The following is a 16,954-nucleotide window of genomic DNA, read 5'->3' as shown; positions in this document are numbered from 1 at the left end:
CGTCGGTTTTCGCGCAGGCGGGAGCGGGGCCGGGGTGGTCCGGCCGTCGCGGGGGATGGGGAGACCGGCGTCAGTCGAACGCGTTGAGCAGGTCGTCCAGGCGGTCGAGGGCGGGCAGGATGGTCTCGGGGTGCCGCTGGGCGACGGTGAGCACGATGGCGTTCGCGATCATCATCGGGACGCTCAGGGAGGAGAAGCCCTCCTGGTGTCCGCGCGGGGCCGAGAGCACGGTGGTCGGAGCCGGATCGAGGGTGTGCAGGGTGTCCGTGACCAGCACGGACCGGGCTCCGACCTCGCAGGCGTGTGCGTACAGCTGTGTGAGGCCTCGCGGAGCGCGGCGGAACGCGAACGACACGACGACGTCGGAGTCCGACATCGCCAGGACGCGTTCGGCGACCTCGCGGCCGGGGCCGACGAGGTTGACCGGGCGCATCCCGAACCGGCGCAGCCGGCTGTCGAGGAGTTCGGCCAGGACCCCGGAGTTGCCGCGCGCGAAGAGGTAGACCACCCGCGCGCCGACGAGGAGGTCGGCCACCTCGTCGATCTGGGCCTGGCTCACGTGCTTGCCGACCGCGGCCAGGGAGTCGAGCTCGGTGGTCAGGAGGGTGTCCAGCACGCTGGCCTGCCCCTGGCCCCGGAGTTCGGCCCGGAACCGGTCGCCCGCACCGTTGAGGCGTGCCTCGTGGGCCTCGCGCAGGTCCTCGCGCAGCTCCAGATAGCCCTGGTAGCCCAGCCGCTGGGCCAGCCGGGTGGCGGCGGCGGGGTGGACCCCCGCGCGCTGGGCCACCTCCCCGCCCCGCCACAGGGGGGCCTCGGCGGGGTTGGAGAGCAGTTCGTCGAGGAGGACCCGGTCCGACTTCGTCAGCCGGTCGCGGTACTCGCTCATGCGTTCCTGGAGGTTCACGGCGCCCACGATACAAGCAATTTTTCTTGCACAGGCTGTTTTTCCTGCAACTTTATTTTCGGTTCATGGGGACTTCACCCTCTCCCCGGAAACCGGCCGGGCGTTCACCCGCGGATCGCCCGGCGGCAAGCCGGGGGTCAGGACGCGTCCCGAAAACCGCAGGTGGGTCCGGTGGTCGCTTCCGGCGGGTGAAGGCGGGCGCGGCGCCGCCCGTCCCCTCACCGCGGCCCCGTACCTGTGGCGGGGTCGCAGCGCCGGTCCCGGGCGGGGCACGGGCAGGGGCCCACGCTTCGGGACGGCGGCGCTGGTGGTCGGCTCACCTGCCCCGGTCGGGGGCCTCGCCGCCCTCGGCCTCCTCCAGGAAGGCGTCCGTCTCCTTGGCGGTGGGGCAGGTGGCCGGGCCGCGGCGGGTGACGGCCAGGGCGGCGGCCGCGTTGGCCCGACGGGCGGCCGCGAGCGGGTCCATGCCCTCGGCCACGGCGGCGGTGAACACGCCCACGTGCGCGTCGCCCGCTCCGTTGGTGTCCACGGCGCGCACGGCAAAACCGGGCACCCGGCGGGGAGCGGTGTCCCCGGCCCCGGGCCCGTTCCCGCCCCCGGCCACCACGCAGCCCCGCGCGGAGTCGCGCACGACCACCGCGCCGCCGGGCCGGATCCGGGGGAGCAGGAGCGCGGCGGCCTCCTCGGGGACGGCGCGCCCGGTCACGGTCGCGGCCTCGGCGGCGCTGAGGCTGAGCAGGTCCACGCGGGCCAGGACCCGGTCCAGGGTCGGCCCGGGGACGTCGCCCACGACCGGAGCCGGGTCCAGGACCAGGCGCACCCCCTCCGGGAGTCCGCCGATCCAGGTGAGCAGGTCGTCGGCGCGCGGTCCGGGCAGCAGCGAGTACCCCACGGTGTAGACGAAGTCCCCCGGTCCGGGCCGGAGGGTGCGCAGCCGGTCCAGGGCCAGGTCCATCTCGGCGCCCAGCCGGGTGACGAAGGTGCGTTCGGCGTCGCCGTCCACCAGGGCCACGCAGAAGCCGGTGTCCGCGTCGGGGGAGGGTGCGTGCGCCACCGCCACCCCTTCGGAGCGCAGCGCGGCACGGGCCAGGTCCCCGTGGGGCCCGGTTCCGTGCGCCCCCGCGTAGACCACCTCCATGCCCGCGCGCGCCGCGGCGGCGACGACGTTGAAACCGCCTCCGACCAGGGTTCGGGCGGAGGAGGCGAACACGCCCTCACCGGCCCGGGGGAGGGCGTCGACCGCCATCACGACGTCGATGATCACCGGTCCCACGTGCACAAGGCGTCCGGTCACGGCAGGGGCTCCCCTCGACTGCGCCGACCGTGGCGTCGGCCCCGCGATCATCCCAGCGGCGACCGCGTAGGGGGCCCACCGGGTGGGCCGCTGCCGGGGGAGGGGGTCCCCGGCAGTCCCCGCCATGTTCGGGAACCCCCGTGAAGGACGCCCGGGGGCACCGTGCAACAGGGGTCGCAGTGCCCAGCAGGGCCATCGGGCGGCCCGGTGGTCTGCGCGCGGGACCGGCCGACCGTACCTAGGGCTGGGGAACCGGGGGCGGCGGGGTCCAGCGCTGGGCGCGGGGGGCGCGGGAGGGGACGCCGTACTCGTCCTTGAGCCGTTCGGGGATGGCGTACTGCATGACCCTGCCGCGGGTGAGGGAGCTCAGCTCCAGGTGGGTGGTGACGTGGCCGAGGCGGTCCAGGGCCCACGCGCCCAGCGGGGAACGGTCCTCGACGCTTTCGAGGATCCCGAGCAGGGCGGGGGAGGCCCTGACGGCCGTGTCCCAGGCGCTGCGCGGAACCTGGAGCCAGTCGGCGCAGGTGTCGCCGATGAGGTAGCGGACGAGGGCGGCGACCACCGGGTCCAGAAGGGTCCCGGGCACGACCTCCTCGTAGAGGTCGATGAGCTGGCGGGTCAGGTGCGCACCCTCCTCGGAGGGACCCATGTACCGGGTCATGTACAGGTCGGAGAACTCGCGGGCACTGGCCACGTCGGGCGGAGCGTGGTCGGTGCTGACGCCGAGCATGGCGCCGACGATGCGCCAGGCGTAGTAGTAGGACTCCGCGCCCTCGACCGACATGTGCACGCCCAGCCGGTGCAGCGCGTCCAGGACCTGGATGGAGAAGATCATCTGGCCGCCGATCATGTCCTCCTGGCAGATCGGCGTGCCGAGCGCGTCCACGTCCCAGCGGCCCTCCCGGCGCATGTGGTAGCGGATGGAGGCGTGCAGCAGGCGCACCTTCTGGGCCGAGGGGACGAACCGGCCCCCCGCCTCGAAGGCGTCGGGCTGCATCAGGTACACGGTGAACTGCCCGGTCTCGGCCATGCGCCGCGAGGGGTACTCCAGGGCGTGGGTGGCGCTGAGCAGTCTGGCCACGTGCGGGATGACGTAGCAGGCGGGCATCGCCGAGAAGGCCAGGGCGGTGGAGATGTGCACGTTGTTGTCGATGAAGAACAGGCGGGCCCTCTCCATCTCGTCCCAGTCGACCCAGGAGGGCGGCGCGGCCGTGGCGTGCAGGTACTCGCGGGCGACGTCGGGCAGTCCGTCGGGCAGGTCCTGTCCGGCGGTGGAGAAGTAGCGCATGAGGGTGTTGAACTTGCCGACCTCCCCGCGTTCGAAGAGCGTCTGCACCGTCGCGTCGGCGAGCTCGTCCCCCATGAGCCGCAGCGCGTCCATGGACTCCGGTGTGTAGGACATGGGATCCCTTCCAGGGGTCAGGAGTGTCGGGCCGCGGCCGAGGCCACCATCTGGGATAGGGCGGCGGCGGCTCCGTCCGGCAGGTCGGCGCGGTCGAGGGCGTCGGTGGCGGCCCGGACGCGCTCGTCGATCATCTCCTCGACGCGCTCGGGCGCCCCGGTGCGCCGCATGATCGACCGCACCCTGGACAGGCCCTCGCCCTCCAGGTCGCGGCGGCCGAGCAGACCGCGCAGCTCCCGGCGCTCGGCCGCGGTGGCGGCCGCCCAGGTCTCGGCGAGCAGGACGGTGGGCCGGTTGCCCCGGACGTCGTCCAGGTTCGACTTGCCCGTGAGTTCCGGGTCGCCGAACAGCCCCAGCAGGTCGTCCCGCAGCTGGAAGGCCTCGCCCAGGGGAAGCCCGTAGGCGGTGAAGGCCTCCATCACCGCGCCCGGGGCGCCGGCCAGCGCGCCGCCGATGCGCAGGGGGTGCTCGACGGTGTACTTGGCCGTCTTGTACCGGATCACCTGGAGCGAGCGGCCCGTGTCGGGCGGGGAGCCGGTGCGCAGCACCTCCAGGCACTCCCCGGCGATCAGCTCCCGTGCCATGACCAGCCACAGCTCACGGGCACGGGACAGGTAGGCCGAGGGCAGACCGCAGCACAGGAACAGCTCCGCGGCCCACGACATGAGCAGGTCCCCGGTCAGCAGGGCCAGGGCGCGGCTCCCGGCGTGGGGCCTGGGCCTGCCGGTGAACGCCGCGCGCAGGGCGACGTGGGCGCTCGGCACACCGTGCCGTATCGGGCTCTCGTCGATGAGGTCGTCGTGGACGACGGCCGCGGCGTGCACCAGCTCCATCGCGGCGGCGGCCCTGACCAGCGCGTCGCTGTCCGGCTGCCCGGCCGCGCGCCACCCCCAGTAGCAGAACGACGCGCGCAGGCGTTTGCCCCCGGTCAGCGCCACGTCCAGCTGCTCGGCCACCGGCAGCAGGTCGGCGTCGATGGCGACGAGCCGGTCCGTCTCCCGGCGCGCGAACTCCCGGAGTTCGGCGTCCACGCGCGTCCGGAGCAGGACCTGCTCCCCGGTCTCAGCCACCGCTGTGGCCGGGGCGGGAGGCGGCGGCCCGCCGGGCGAGCAGTTCCATGTGGGACTCGGTCGTCGGAGCGTACCGTCGCAGCGCCAGTTCGCCGCGCTGGCGCAGGTCCCGCCGACCGTCCCGGGCCAGCTCGGCCAGGTCCGACCGGCCCAGCAGCGACCGCGCTCCCCGCAGGGCCGCGCCGATCCGGCTGCACGCCAGGTCGGCCACCCCGGCCGCGACCAGCAGCGGCTCGCGTGCCCGGTCGGTGCCCGCGTCATCATCGGTGTGCGCCACGGCGTACACCCCCTGTTCCCGATCGGCACGGAAAGGACCGCGGCCGGAAACGGCGCCGCCTACGGCGAATACCGTCCGGGCGGCCGGATGTCCGCCGCGGTTCTCGTGGAGTGATCATCTTCGGCCATCGCCGTTTTTGTCAACGCAATGGTGTGATCTGGTTCGGTTTGGCGAGTGTTGGCGGAAAGAAGCAAGAGGAGCAAACGGACAGGAGTGAATAAAAACCGGCGGAGCCGTACGGATTGTCCGTGTTGTTGCAGGTTGCCGTCGCCATCTTCTTCGGGGTTGGGGCTGGGTCGAACTCCGAAGGCTGGCGGTCCGGAACGCCGGAATTCGGCTCGCTCCGGGGTTCTCCTCCCCGAATCTCGGGGAGGCTTCCAGGTCCCGGTGAATCCTGAAGGGGGTTCGCGGTCGGGGGTAGGGAAAACGCGTTCGCCTCAATGTCGGACAAAAGGCGATATGGCCGTCCCGGGTCTCCCTCGGTCGCCGCGGTCCTCCCGAGACGGGGACCTCCGACGTGACCGCCTCCCCCGAACGGCCGACGGGGCCGCGGACACCGGATCCACGACCCCGCCGCGCTCCCCGGCCTCACTCGGTGCGCAGTCCCTCGGGGCTCGTCATCCGCCACAGGTAGGGCAGGCTCGCCAGCGTCACCAGCGCGATCACGCCGAATCCGGCGCCCACCAGCGGGAGGAACCCCGACCAGTCGGTGACCGGGAGGTCGGCCAGCCGCAGCAGGAGGAGCCCGAGCCCGGTCCCGCCCCCGACGGCGATCGCCAGGCCCAGCACCACCGGGATCGCGGTCTGCCACAGCACCGACGCGGCGAGCGTGGAACGGCTGGTCCCGAAGGCGATCAGCACCGGGAGCTGCCGCCTGCGCTCCCGCAGCTGCTCGACCGTGGAGACGACCATGCTCGCCCCGATCACCAGCATGGTGAGGACCGCACCGGCCCGGAGCGCGTCGCCGATGGACGTCAACAGGCTGCCGCCGCTCTCCGAGTGGAGGGCGCGCAGAGAGGTCCCGGGGCTGTCGATCCCGATGTGGTTGCGCACGTGCTCGGCGGCCTCCGGGTCGCTCCCGTCCAGGGTGACGAACACCGTGGACTGGAGGTACTCCAGCTCCCCGACCGGAAGGGCCGACGGGGTGACGAACAGGCCCCGGTACTCCTGCCCGACCAGGTCGTCCGCGGCCCGGGCCTCGCGCAGCGGCGGGACGGTCCAGGGACGGGGCCCGGCGGCGGAGCCGCCCCCGGGGGCGTTGTCGAGGTCCAGCCGCTCCCCCGGACGCACGGCGGACGCCTCCCCGCCCGCGACGAAGGCGTCGCCGTCGGCGCACGAGGAGAACGTGATCAGCCCGCCCAGGGTCGCGCAGTCGGCGACGACCACCGTCCGCGTCCGCGACGGGTCGTCGGCGCCGGGCGGGGCGTCCGCCGGGGGGAGGTGGGCCAGGAGGAAGGGGGAGGAGGACTCCACGCCCCTGGCGCCGTCGAGGTCGCGGGCGAACTCCGCGGCCTCGGCGCGACTCCCCACCGCGGCCGAGGCGATCATCCCCACCCGGCCGGAGCCCCGGCCGCCGTCGGAGGCGGCCTGGGCCTCGATCGCGGAGAACAGCATCTGGAGCGCGATCGCCCCGGCCACGGCGAGCGTGACCCCGCTGACGGTGCGGGCCGCGATCCCGCTGTTCAGCTGGAGGCGCCGCGTGGCCATCTGCCACGACAGCGGACCGCCGCGCAGTCGGCCCACCACGGCCTCGACCACCCACGGCAGCAGTAGGGTGAACCCCGTCAGGGTCACCGCCACACCGGCGGCGACGGCCCACTCCGTGCCCTCGGAGCCTCCTCCGCGCCCGAGCACGGCCAGGACCGCGCAGCCGACGGCCAGGACCGCCGCGCGCCACCACAGCCGCCGCCCCCGGTCGGCGCCCTCCCGGAAGACGCCCAGCGGACCGACCTCGACCCCGCGCAGTCCCAGGAGCGTCACCAGGACGGCGCCGGCCGGGACGAGCACCACCACGAGGGCGGCGAGCAGCGGCACCGGTGTGAGGTCCGCGGGCAGCACGCCTGGGCCCGGGAGCCGCACGTCGTCGGCGAAGGCCCGCGCCGCCAGGAAGAACCCGGTGCCCAGGACCAGGCCCAGGACCGCGCCGACGAGGGACTCGCCCGCGGCGATCCTGCGGGTCGTGGCCCTGTCCGCGCCCACCAGCCGCAGCGCGGCCAGGCGCTGGTCGCGCCGCTCGGCCCCGAACCGCGTCGCGGTGAGGACGAACGCGGCGACCGGCAGCAGCAGCACCGCGATGATGACGACGACGAGAAGGACGAGGACCGCGGGCATGCCGCCGTCCCGCAGATCCGCGCCGAAGCCCGAGGCGGCGTGCGGTACCGGGGACTGCGAGAGGGTGTCCGTGCCCAGGTAGAAGTAGAGCTCGTGCGGCCCCCGCAGCCCCTCGGCGCCGATCAGGCCGGTGACCGGGGCGCCGTCGAACCGCTCAGCGAGCAGGGCGCCCTCGGGGGACTCCAGGAGGTCGCGCAGGGCGGGGGAGACGTGGAGCTCGCCCGCCTCCGGCAGCCGGTCGATCCCCGGCGGGCGCACGTCCGACCCCGGACCCGCGGGCGCTTCGAGCAGCATGCCCGTGAACATCTCGCCCCGGTACTCCACGACCCGCGGGGCCGCGAGGACCGCGGCGTCGCCGGTCGGCGCACCCCACTCCAGGTACACCGGTGTCCGCTCGTCCATCCGCTCCTGGCCCGCCGCACGCACCGAGGGCGCCGAGGCGGCCAGCAGGAGCACCATCACCCCCAGGCCCACGCCCAGCGCGGTGAGCAGCGTCCCCGTCCAGCCGGCCCACCCGCCGTTCAGGGTGAGCCTGGCGCCCATGGCCAGGTCGCGGTACCACCGGCCGGTCACGTCGCCCCCGTGGGCCCGGTGGCGTCGCCGAGGGCCTGGCCGTCGCGGAAGACGACCTCGCGGTCGGAGTAGGCGGCGACCCGGACGTCGTGGGTGACCAGGACGACCGCGGCCCCGGTGTCGCGGGCCGCGCCCGTGAGCAGCTCCATGGCGCGCTCCCCGTCGAGCGAGTCCAGCGCGGCGGTGGGCTCGTCGGCGAAGAGCAGCCGGGGCTCGGCCACCAGCGCCCGCGCGATGGCCACCCGCTGCCTCTGCCCGCCGGACACCTGGCCGGGGCGCTTGTCGCGGACGTCGTCCACCTCCAGGCGGGCCATCCACTCCGTCGCGCAGGCCTCCGCCCGCCTGCGGGCGACGCCGGTCAGGCGCAGGGCCAGCGCGACGTTCTCCACGCAGGTGAGCTCGGGGACGAGCTGGCCGAACTGGAAGACGAAGCCGAAGTCGCTGCGTCTGAGCCTGCTGCGCTCGGCGTCGGACAGGGCCGTCAGCTCGTGCCCGCCGTAGTGCACGGTGCCGCCGTCGAGGTCGAGGATGCCCGCCAGGCAGTGCAGCAGCGTGGACTTGCCGGATCCGGACGGGCCCATGACGGCGACGACCTCGCCGGAGTCGATGCTGAAGTCCGTCCCGTTCAGCGCGGCGGTCGAACCGAAGTACTTGCGGAGCCTGGTGGCGGTGAGCAGGGTGCCCGTGACCTCCGCGGCGGCGGTGCCGCTCATGCGCGGACCTGCCCGGCGAGCCGGTCCAGGCGGCCGGCGGTCAGCTCCAGCCACCGGATGTCGGCCTCCAGGTGGAACAGGGCGTGGTCGCAGACGAGCTGGTCCGCGAGGTCGCCGCCCCTCTTGCGGCGGGTGAGCTCACGCATCAGGCGCAGGTGCTCGGTCCGCTGGACGTCCAGCAGCCCGGCGGCGTCACGGCCGGTCAGCAGAGCCAGCACGACCTTGGCGTACAGGGTGCTCTGGAGGTAGGGCTCGGGGCTCTCCGGCGTGGAGAGCCAGCGGCCGACGTCGGTGACACCGGCGTCGGTGATGGCGTAGCGCTTGCGCTCGGGGCCGCTGCCCGTCTCCACCCCGTCCACCTCGACCAGGCCGTCCCTGAGCAGGCGCGACATCGTCGAGTAGACCTGTCCGTAGTGCAGCGGCCGGTCGTGTCCGAACCGTTCGTCGAAGAGGCGTTTGAGGTCGTACCCGTGGCGGGGGCCCGATTCGAGCAGACCGAGCAGCGTGTTGCCGATGGACATGGCGGCGACTATACACAATGTGTATAGATGGGTGGAGGATGGTGATGTGTCCCGATCCCGGGCACGGTTCGCCTCTCAGGGGGTCTACTCGGGCGCGGCCGTTCCCGCCGTCCCCGGGCCGTCCTTCGGGGGCGCGCTGCCGTGGGGGTGGATGTGGAGCCGGTCTACGCGCCCGGCCTGGATCACGACGCCCCCGACGTCGCCGTGGACCCCGTTGCGGGTTCCCGCCGGCCCCGGAACGGGCTCCCCTGTTTCGGCCGAACAGTGGCGCGGCTTTTCCGGCACCAGGCCCGGCCACCGTTGTGCGGCCTTGTGCCTGAGGATTCTCACGAGCAGATCAGCGGTACCCGTGGCGACTTTGCAGGTGAACAGGCCGGCGGCGATGGTGAGAAGGAACTGCAGGAGTGTCGCGGGGCCGAGTGGGAGTGCGAGTTCGCGGGCATGCTCCGCCAGTTGTAATGGCCCCGGAAAGACGAAGCCAGACTGAGGGGAGCCAGTGTCCTGATCTTCGCTCGCACCTTCCCGCTTATCCGAAAAGCGACCACGACGAGGGTACAGGAAAGGGTCGCGGCGCGCGAGGGTGGCACCGGTCGTGGTGTCGTCGCGGAGGACGGGGCCGCCCGGGGGTCGCGGGGGAGGGGCTGGGCACCGGTCGACAGGGCCGCTCCTCGGGCCCGAACACCCGCCGTTCACCTGGATGTACGTCGCACGGTGCCGGTGGCGTCTCCGAACGTGGCGTGCCGTCCGGGACGGTCGCGGGGCGCTGCCCGACGCCGCTCCGCGAGGATTTTCGGCGTGGACGGAGTTGCGCCTTGCTTCCCGGGCCGGCGTGCGTAGACATTAGCTGACGTGCGCGGACATTTGTCAGCCACGCCCGGGTCCCGGCTTCGGAACTTTCTCCGGGACAAGTGTGCCGTGAGGCCGGATGAGCCTCGTGGCCGTCCCGAAATCAGGGCCCGAACCAGTCCGGGAGGGATCGCAGGGAAAGCCCGGACGGCCCTAGCCATTCACAACGTATGGGGATAGAACTGGCTGAGAATAATCAGTGTGCCGCGCCAGTGGTCACCGCCTGGTGGCCGACTGTTGGCCGACAACTGGTCCTTTGTTCAGCGATATCTAGAAAGGTTGCTTCCCGCCGGTCCCCCTGGCCGGTTTTGCTCCCCCTCCCCCGCATACCGGAGGCAACTGCATGCCAACGACACATTCACGACGTGCGCGAACGCCGAGTGCTCCGCGGGCACGCCGTTACTCTCGCGCGGCGCTGGCGGCCTCGATGGCCGCGGTCATCGCCGGTTCCCTGACCGCGGTGTCCACACCGGCCGCGGCGGCGCCCTCGGAGAACTTCGAGGACACCGCCTACCGCGGCGAGGTCGAGGTGGTCCGCACCCCGACCGGAGCCGCCGACGACGCGGTGCTGACCGGCCGGGTGTTCGTCGACGCCGACCGGGACAGCGCCAGTGACGGCGAGGAGGCCGGCCTGTCCGGCGTCATGGTCACCAACGGCCGCGACGTGGTGCTGACCGACGGCGAGGGCCGTTACGAACTGCCCGCGTTCGACAACATGACGGTGTCCATCACGCAGCCGTCGGGCTACCAGGTGCCGATGGACGAGCACAACATCCCGCAGTTCCACTACAACCACCTGCCCGAGGGGTCGCCGGAACTGCGCTACGGCGGGATCGAGCCGACCGGACCCCTGCCGTCCGCGGTCAACTTCCCGCTGGTGGAGAGCGAGCTGACCGCCACCGACGCGCAGAGCTGCATCATGGCCGGAGACCTGCAGACCTACGACCGGCAGGAGATCGAGTACGCGCGCGACGGCGCCATCGCGGACCTGGCCGCGCGCCACGACTACGCCGGCTGCGGCACGCTGTTCGTCGGCGACGTCGTCGGCGACGACCTGTCGCTCTACCCCGAGATCAAGGACCTGGTCGCCGAGACCAACGGTCCCGCCCGCTTCCTTCCGGGCAACCACGACCTCGACTTCGACGCCCCGAACTCCGAGCACTCCTTCGACACCTACCGCGCGCAGCTGGCTCCGGAGTACTACTCCTACGACGTCGGCGACACGCACATCATCGCGCTCAACACCGTCGAGTACCCGTGCGTCGCGGCCGAGGACAGCCCCGCGGGCATCGAGGCGCACTGCGCCGACCCGGAGGGCGACCCCTCCTACAACGGCCGCCTCGACGAGGACCAGCTCGCCTGGCTCGAACGCGACCTGGCCAACGTCGACCCCGACAAGCTCGTCGTCGTCGCCAGCCACATCGGCCTGCTCAACTACGCCGACTCCACCTCCCCGGTGCACCAGACCGACCAGGTCCGGCGCGTGCACGAGCTGCTGGAGGGCCGCAACGCCGTGGCGGTGTCCGGCCACAGCCACAGCATCGAGAACCTCAAGACCGGTGACGGCGCCAAGGGCTGGAACGACCTGTTCGGTGTCGAGGGCCTGCCGTTTCCGCACATCACCGCGGGCGCGATCTCGGGTGACTGGTACTCCGGCGCGATCGGCGAGGAGGGCTACCCGACCGCGATCGGCCGCGACGGCGGACGCCCCGGCGTGGTGACGCTGGACATCCAGGGCAACGGGTTCCAGGAGCGCTACACCGTCACCGGCGAGTCCGACGACGTGCAGACGCAGCTGGGCATCAACAGCCCGACCTACCGCGAGTGGGTCGGGGCGCGCCAGGAGTGGAACGCCGACCCGGTGGGCGAGGCCCCCGAGCTGGAGGAGCCCCTGGTGGTCGACCGCAGGGACCTGGCCCACGGCAGCTGGCTGACGACCAACTTCTTCTTCGGCTCCACCGGCTCGACGGTCGAGGTCAGCATCGACGGCCGACCGGCCCAGGAGGCCACCCGCACCCAGCAGATGCGGGGCGAGGCCGTCAACGTCGGCGTCGAGTACTCCGACCCGTACGCGGTCGCGCAGCAGCTCGTCCACGGCGGCAGCCTCGCCAACCGGACGATGCACCTGTGGCGGTTCGACCTGCCCAGGAACCTGCACACCGGTGAGCACACCGCCGAGGTGACCGCGACCGACGCCTACGGCCGCGAGTTCACCGACGTCCTCGAGTTCGAGGTCATCGGCCGGAGGTAGCCGCACCTCTCCGCCAGGAGGGCCGCCACCCGCACGGGTGGCGGCCCTCCGCCTTGGCCGCTGCCCCGGCCGGTGACCTTCGGACGGGGCCGGAGCGGCGGACGGGGCGAGCGCGTGCGGACCGCCTGCGGGGAGCGGCCCGATGCGCCGGCAGTCGGGCGCCCGTTCGCGCCGGTTGTTCAGCCCCCGTCACGGCGGAAGAGGAAGAGCCCGTATTGTGCTCCGGGGTCCAGCCACCGGGCTCCCAGGCTGAAACCGTGCGCTCCCACCTCGTCGGCCAGCCCCCGCACGTCGAACTTCACCGAGTAGCCGACGTTGAGGAACCGCCCGCGCGGTACGCGCACGGTCAGTCCCAGACCCGGTACGGGCACCGCCTGGTCGGCCCGGGCGCGAAGGCGTCCCTCCACGGTGGTGGTGTCCGCGTCGTAACACGCCTCCGGGACGAAGTCGTCGAGCACGAACCCGGCGCCGTAGAGGTCGTTCAACCGGGTGAGGTAGTTGAGCCGGAAGTCGGCGAAGGCCGAGTACCCGGCGGGATCGTTGTAGCAGGTCTCCAGGGCCTCGCGGCCCTTGTCCAGGTCGGCGGAGACCAGGAAGGCCTCGCCCGGGCGCAGGGTCCGGGCGATCTCGCCCAGCAGCGCGTCGCGTTCCCCGCGGGTGGCGTTGCCGAAGCTGCTGCCGAGGAAGGCGACCGCGAGCGGCTCACCGGGATGGGTGCGCAGCCAGTCCAGACCTGCTTCGTAGCGTCCCCACAGGCCCGTGACCTCCAGGCGGTCCAGCTCCGCGCACAACGCGGCGCCGCTGGACTCCAGCATGCCCCGGTCGACGTCGATCGGCAGGTAGGCGGTCCCGCGCAGGCGCAGACAGCTCTCCAGCAGCAGCCGTGTCTTCTTCGCGCTTCCGCTGCCCAGCTCCGCGATCCGCCCGCAGGCGAGCAGTTCGGCGATCTCCGCGGAGTGGCGCTCCAACAGGTCGCGTTCCACACGGGTCAGGTAGTACGTGGGCAGCTCGGTGATCCGCTCGAACAGTGCGGAGCCGACCGCGTCGTAGCCGAGCCAGGGCGGCAGCCGGGGCGGCGACTGCCGCAGGCAGTCGCGCACCACGGTGTCGTCCGGCACCGCGTCGCCCCTGTCTGCGAGCGGAAGCACACGGACCCGCACCGCTGGTCCAGGTGTTCTCATGGTTCCCTCACGTCCGTCCCGTCGCGGAAGCTCGACTCGCCGCGACCCCACCGCCGCAGGAGGTACTCCTCCAGCCGGGTGGCCAGGAGAGTGCTGGCGCGGATGCCGAACACGATGTCGGGGGCCAGCTCGGGTTCGGTGTCCAGCAGCGGCGCGATCACCTCGCGCCGCAGGAGCTGCTCGTGCACCGCGTCGGCCTCGACGTGCTCGGCGTAGAACCGGACGGCGGCCGGGCCGCAGCCCAGCCTCCGCATGGCCTTGACCAACCGGTCCGAGCCGGGGGAGGAGGTGAGCTCGACGGTGGCGAACTGTCCGATCAGCGCTCCGCGCAACCCGCGGTGCAGACCGCACAGCGACATGAAGTTGACCTCGGCCAGCATCTCGGCGGGGGCGGAGTCGAGGTAGGCGCCGTAGTCCGCGCACAGGCCCAGCTCGGCCATCATGTCGGCGAAGAGCGTGGAGTGCGTCCGCTCGGGGTCCCCCGCGCCGTACTCGTCGTGCTGCACGGTCACCAGGGCGGCCTTGGCGGGGCCGTGCAGGCGGGGGATGACGAAGCTCTGCGGGTCGGCCTCCTTCAGGTGGTAGAGCGAGCGGTGGGCGACGTACTCGCGCAGCTGCCACAGCTGCCCGTGGCGGCGCAGGTGGTGGGAGGCGCCGAACGCGTCGACGTGTTCGACCAGGAGCGCGCCGAGCTCGCTCCCGACGTCCGCGCCGGGGGCCACCTCGTCCCTGAGCGCGCCGAGGAAGGCCCCCTCCAGTTCGGCGCGCAGCGTCAGCAGCGCCGGGTCCCACTCGCGGTCGGCGTCGACTCCCCCGAACCCGCGGTAGTGGAGTTCGTAGCAGCAGTAGAGGGCGAGCTGGAGGTCCTCACCGTAGGGCGGGGACCCGTCCACCGCGGGGAACCCGGTCCGGTTCCCGCGCAGCGCGTCCATAACCGCCTCGGAGAGCGGACCCCTGGGGGCGGGCAGCGTCGGCGCCTCCGGCGTCGTCATGGTCATGGGCCGTACTCCTTCCCCTCGTCACCGCGTACGCGCCGACGGTGGCTGGTGTCGCAGAACGGGCGGCGCCTGCTGCGGCCGCACACGCACAGCGCGGTGACCGCCCGGTCGCTGCGCACGCGCGTTCCGTCTGGCGTCTCCACGTCGACCGGGCCGTAGACGAGGACCGGACCGTCGTCGGTGACCACGACCCGGCGACGGTCCTCAGCCACGGCACGCCTCGATGACCACGAGTTCCTCCTCCATCTGGTCGGGGCCGAGCAGTCCGCGGGCGCGCAGCGCCGCGGCACGCGCGCGCAGCACCGGACCGAACGGGATGCGGGCCCTGGCGAGGACCTCGGGCACCAGCCCGGCCTTCTCGAGCCGGTCCAACGTGGCCTGCTCGTCGGCGAGCTCGGACTGCACGAGCAGGAGCGCGCCGTCCTCGCTGAGCACCGAGGGCGCCCCCGCGCAGATGCGGTCCAGCAGGATCCGCCCGTCCGGCCCCGCGTCCCAGCACCTCGCCATCCGGTGGCGGGGCAGCCGCCGACCGGTAGCGGGCATGTAGGGCGGGTTGGCGAGCACGAGGTCGAAGCGGTGCGGGGCCACGGGAGCGAACAGGTCGCCGCGCCGCACCGTCGCCGGGACCCCGTGCAGTCGGCTGTTGAGCCAGCTCGCCAGTACCGAGCGTCGCGACAGGTCGATCGAGGTGAGGCTGGCCGCACCGGCGCGGAAGGCCTCGATGCCCAGCGCCCCGGTGCCCGAACCGACGTCGAGGACTGAGCGCCCGGCGACCCGACCGCGCTGGCGCAGCACGGTACGGAGCAGGGAGGTGTCCTCCTGAGCTGGGTAAACACCCGGTGGCCTCATCAGCAGCATGGGGCAACCACTACCCGGTCCCGAACCCTCCAACCGCCGCACGGGCCCTCCGCGTGATGTCCGGTGACCGTGGGTGACGGATTGCCGGGCGAGGCGTTCGCCGAGTGGGCCCCGGCCGGGGAGGAGCTTCGCGGACTTCCAACGGCACGTCGACGCGCGGGACGGCCGAACCGGTGCGGCCTGGAGGCGCGTCGGGGCGGCGGTGGACGGGGTCGGGCGGCGAAGGGCACGAGCCGCCCCGTGCCCGACACGGAAAACGGGGAGACTACCGGCGGCCGGTACGCCAGGATCTGAGCATGGAGATGTCCGACGTCACTCGTGCGATGGCGGCCGCGACCTCGGTCGCCGCGTCGCTCGGCCTGCCGGTCAGCAACGCGATCGTGCTCCACAACTCGAACAAGCTGGCGCTGCGGCTGACACCGTGCGACGTCTTCGCCCGGGTCGCCCCCGTGGGGCAGGAAGTCGCGCGGTTCGAGGTCGAACTCGCCCAGCGGCTCGTCGCGGTGGGGGCCCCGGTGTGCCCCCTGGAGCCCCGGGCGGACCCGCGCGTGTACACGCGCGACGGCTTCACGGTGACGCTGTGGACCTACCACGAGCCCGTGACACCCCGCGTCCCACCGAACGACTGCGCCAAGGCGCTGGAACTGCTGCACGCCGGTATGCGCCGGGTCGACGTGCCGAGCCCGCGGTTCACGGACCGGATCGCCCAGGCGCAGGACATCGTCGCCGACCCGGACCGCTCGCCGGAGCTGGCCGACGCCGACCGCGCCTTCCTCAGCGGCAGGCTGGCGGACCTGCGACGGACGATCGGGGAGCGCGGCGCCGTGGAGCAGCTGCTCCACGGAGAGCCGCATCCGGGCAACGTGCTCAGCACGCGGAACGGCCCGTTGTTCATCGACCTGGAGACGTGCTGCCGCGGTCCCGTCGAGTTCGACCTCGCCCATGTTCCCGAGGCGGTCTGCGAGCACTACCCGAACATCGACCAGGAGCTGCTGGACGAGTGCCGACAGCTCGTCCTCGCGATGGTCGCGGCGTGGCGCTGGGACCGAGACGACGAGTTCCCGAACGGGAGGCGATTCGGAGAGGAACTCCTGCGCGCGCTGCGCGACGGCCCTCCCTGGCCGACACTGGACACGATGAACAGGCGGCTGGGCGACCTGGAGAAGCCGCCGAAGTCCACGTGAGAACGGCGTGGCTCGGAGGCCCTTCAACCGGCTTCAGGGATCCCGGTCGACTCCGTCCTGAAACGTGGAGTCCTGCTCCAGAGAGCCAAGATGGGCATGGTGTGAAGGACGTTCTCACAGCACTCGAAGCACTGACCGGCTGCGATCCGGACCGGCGAGACCTCGCCGCCGAGGTGCTCGGAGATTTCCTGCGCGGCGCCATGCTCGACACGGCCACCGCCTGCCTGGTCGTTGGCCGGCTGATCAACCTGGCCGTCATCGAATCCGTGGTCAAAGTCCGTGAGTCCGCCCTGAACGCGGTCAGCGAAGCGTTCGACCACTACAGCCTGCCTCTGGGCCTTGTCGAACCGCTGGCCTCAGTCGCGAGGACGCTGGAACCCGGACTCCTCGAGTACGCCCTGCACATCCTCGGCGCCACACAGGACCCGCGAGCACAGTCGCTGATCGAGCCCTTCCTTCACCACCCCGACCCGAACGTGCGCGAGGAAGCCCGCCTCGCATATGCCGAGGTCGCCATGTCCACAGCCCTTTGCCACGGCTCTCCCTAGAGC

The 16,954-nt window shown here is 72.7% G+C and carries 15 protein-coding genes; 3 read left to right on the top strand and 12 right to left on the bottom strand.

Annotated elements, in window-relative coordinates; genetic code table 11:
• Nucleotides 1–70: 70 nt before the first annotated feature.
• The 8 genes from UIS43_RS11090 to UIS43_RS11055 form a co-directional block, all read right to left on the bottom strand.
• Complete coding sequence (locus UIS43_RS11090) at nt 71–904, bottom strand: MurR/RpiR family transcriptional regulator (protein WP_232051698.1); 834 nt, start codon at nt 902–904, stop codon at nt 71–73.
• 316 nt (nt 905–1,220) lie between these two features.
• Nucleotides 1,221–2,198, bottom strand: a complete 978-nt coding sequence (locus tag UIS43_RS11085) for a PfkB family carbohydrate kinase (protein WP_370013114.1) — start codon at nt 2,196–2,198, stop codon at nt 1,221–1,223.
• A gap of 238 nt (nt 2,199–2,436) precedes the next feature.
• Nucleotides 2,437–3,600, bottom strand: a complete 1,164-nt coding sequence (locus UIS43_RS11080; RefSeq protein WP_013154485.1) for an oxygenase MpaB family protein — start codon at nt 3,598–3,600, stop codon at nt 2,437–2,439.
• Nucleotides 3,601–3,617: 17 nt separating this feature from the next.
• Nucleotides 3,618–4,670 carry a polyprenyl synthetase family protein gene (locus UIS43_RS11075; protein ID WP_013154484.1) on the bottom strand — a complete coding sequence of 351 codons (1,053 nt, stop codon included), beginning with the start codon at nt 4,668–4,670 and terminating at the stop codon, nt 3,618–3,620.
• A complete protein-coding gene (locus tag UIS43_RS11070) occupies nt 4,663–4,947 on the bottom strand; it encodes a hypothetical protein (protein ID WP_013154483.1) in 285 nt (94 codons plus the stop codon). Before UIS43_RS11070 ends, UIS43_RS11075 begins: the two co-directional genes overlap by 8 nt.
• Nucleotides 4,948–5,535: 588 nt before the next feature.
• On the bottom strand, nt 5,536–7,851 hold the full coding sequence (locus UIS43_RS11065; RefSeq protein ID WP_370013112.1) for an FtsX-like permease family protein: 2,316 nt from the start codon (nt 7,849–7,851) through the stop codon (nt 5,536–5,538).
• On the bottom strand, nt 7,848–8,564 hold the full coding sequence (locus UIS43_RS11060; protein WP_013154481.1) for an ABC transporter ATP-binding protein: 717 nt from the start codon (nt 8,562–8,564) through the stop codon (nt 7,848–7,850). The genes UIS43_RS11065 and UIS43_RS11060 overlap by 4 nt, the downstream gene beginning before the upstream one ends.
• A complete protein-coding gene (locus UIS43_RS11055) occupies nt 8,561–9,085 on the bottom strand; it encodes a PadR family transcriptional regulator (RefSeq protein WP_013154480.1) in 525 nt (174 codons plus the stop codon). The genes UIS43_RS11060 and UIS43_RS11055 overlap by 4 nt, the downstream gene beginning before the upstream one ends.
• 1,273 nt (nt 9,086–10,358) lie before the next feature.
• Between UIS43_RS11055 and UIS43_RS11050 the strand changes: the two genes are divergently transcribed.
• Nucleotides 10,359–12,182: a calcineurin-like phosphoesterase C-terminal domain-containing protein gene (locus UIS43_RS11050; protein ID WP_370013110.1), complete on the top strand. Its 1,824-nt coding sequence runs from the start codon at nt 10,359–10,361 to the stop codon at nt 12,180–12,182.
• A gap of 179 nt (nt 12,183–12,361) precedes the next feature.
• Here UIS43_RS11050 and UIS43_RS11045 read toward each other — a convergent pair whose 3' ends face one another.
• Genes UIS43_RS11045 through UIS43_RS11030 form a run of 4 tightly spaced genes read right to left on the bottom strand, consistent with a single transcriptional unit; the run spans nt 12,362 to nt 15,210 of the window.
• Nucleotides 12,362–13,363: an L-histidine N(alpha)-methyltransferase gene (locus UIS43_RS11045; RefSeq protein ID WP_370013109.1), complete on the bottom strand. Its 1,002-nt coding sequence runs from the start codon at nt 13,361–13,363 to the stop codon at nt 12,362–12,364.
• Entirely contained in the window at nt 13,360–14,361 is a 1,002-nt protein-coding gene (locus UIS43_RS11040) for an iron-containing redox enzyme family protein (RefSeq protein WP_013154477.1), read from the bottom strand. The genes UIS43_RS11045 and UIS43_RS11040 overlap by 4 nt, the downstream gene beginning before the upstream one ends.
• Nucleotides 14,358–14,573, bottom strand: a complete 216-nt coding sequence (locus UIS43_RS11035; RefSeq protein WP_013154476.1) for a CDGSH iron-sulfur domain-containing protein — start codon at nt 14,571–14,573, stop codon at nt 14,358–14,360. The genes UIS43_RS11040 and UIS43_RS11035 overlap by 4 nt, the downstream gene beginning before the upstream one ends.
• On the bottom strand, nt 14,566–15,210 hold the full coding sequence (locus UIS43_RS11030; RefSeq protein WP_041553215.1) for a HemK2/MTQ2 family protein methyltransferase: 645 nt from the start codon (nt 15,208–15,210) through the stop codon (nt 14,566–14,568). The genes UIS43_RS11035 and UIS43_RS11030 overlap by 8 nt, the downstream gene beginning before the upstream one ends.
• A gap of 305 nt (nt 15,211–15,515) precedes the next feature.
• Between UIS43_RS11030 and UIS43_RS11025 the strand changes: the two genes are divergently transcribed.
• Complete coding sequence (locus tag UIS43_RS11025) at nt 15,516–16,403, top strand: phosphotransferase family protein (protein ID WP_370013108.1); 888 nt, start codon at nt 15,516–15,518, stop codon at nt 16,401–16,403.
• Nucleotides 16,404–16,504: 101 nt separating this feature from the next.
• The gene (locus UIS43_RS11020; RefSeq protein ID WP_370013106.1) at nt 16,505–16,951 is read left to right on the top strand and encodes a hypothetical protein; all 447 of its coding nucleotides are present in this window, start codon (nt 16,505–16,507) and stop codon (nt 16,949–16,951) included.
• Nucleotides 16,952–16,954: the final 3 nt, after the last annotated feature.

The sequence above is a fragment of the Nocardiopsis sp. LDBS0036 genome, assembly GCF_041228755.1.
Classification (GTDB): Bacteria; Actinomycetota; Actinomycetes; order Streptosporangiales; family Streptosporangiaceae; genus Nocardiopsis; species Nocardiopsis dassonvillei.
This window is presented reverse-complemented; position numbering and strand designations above follow the sequence as displayed.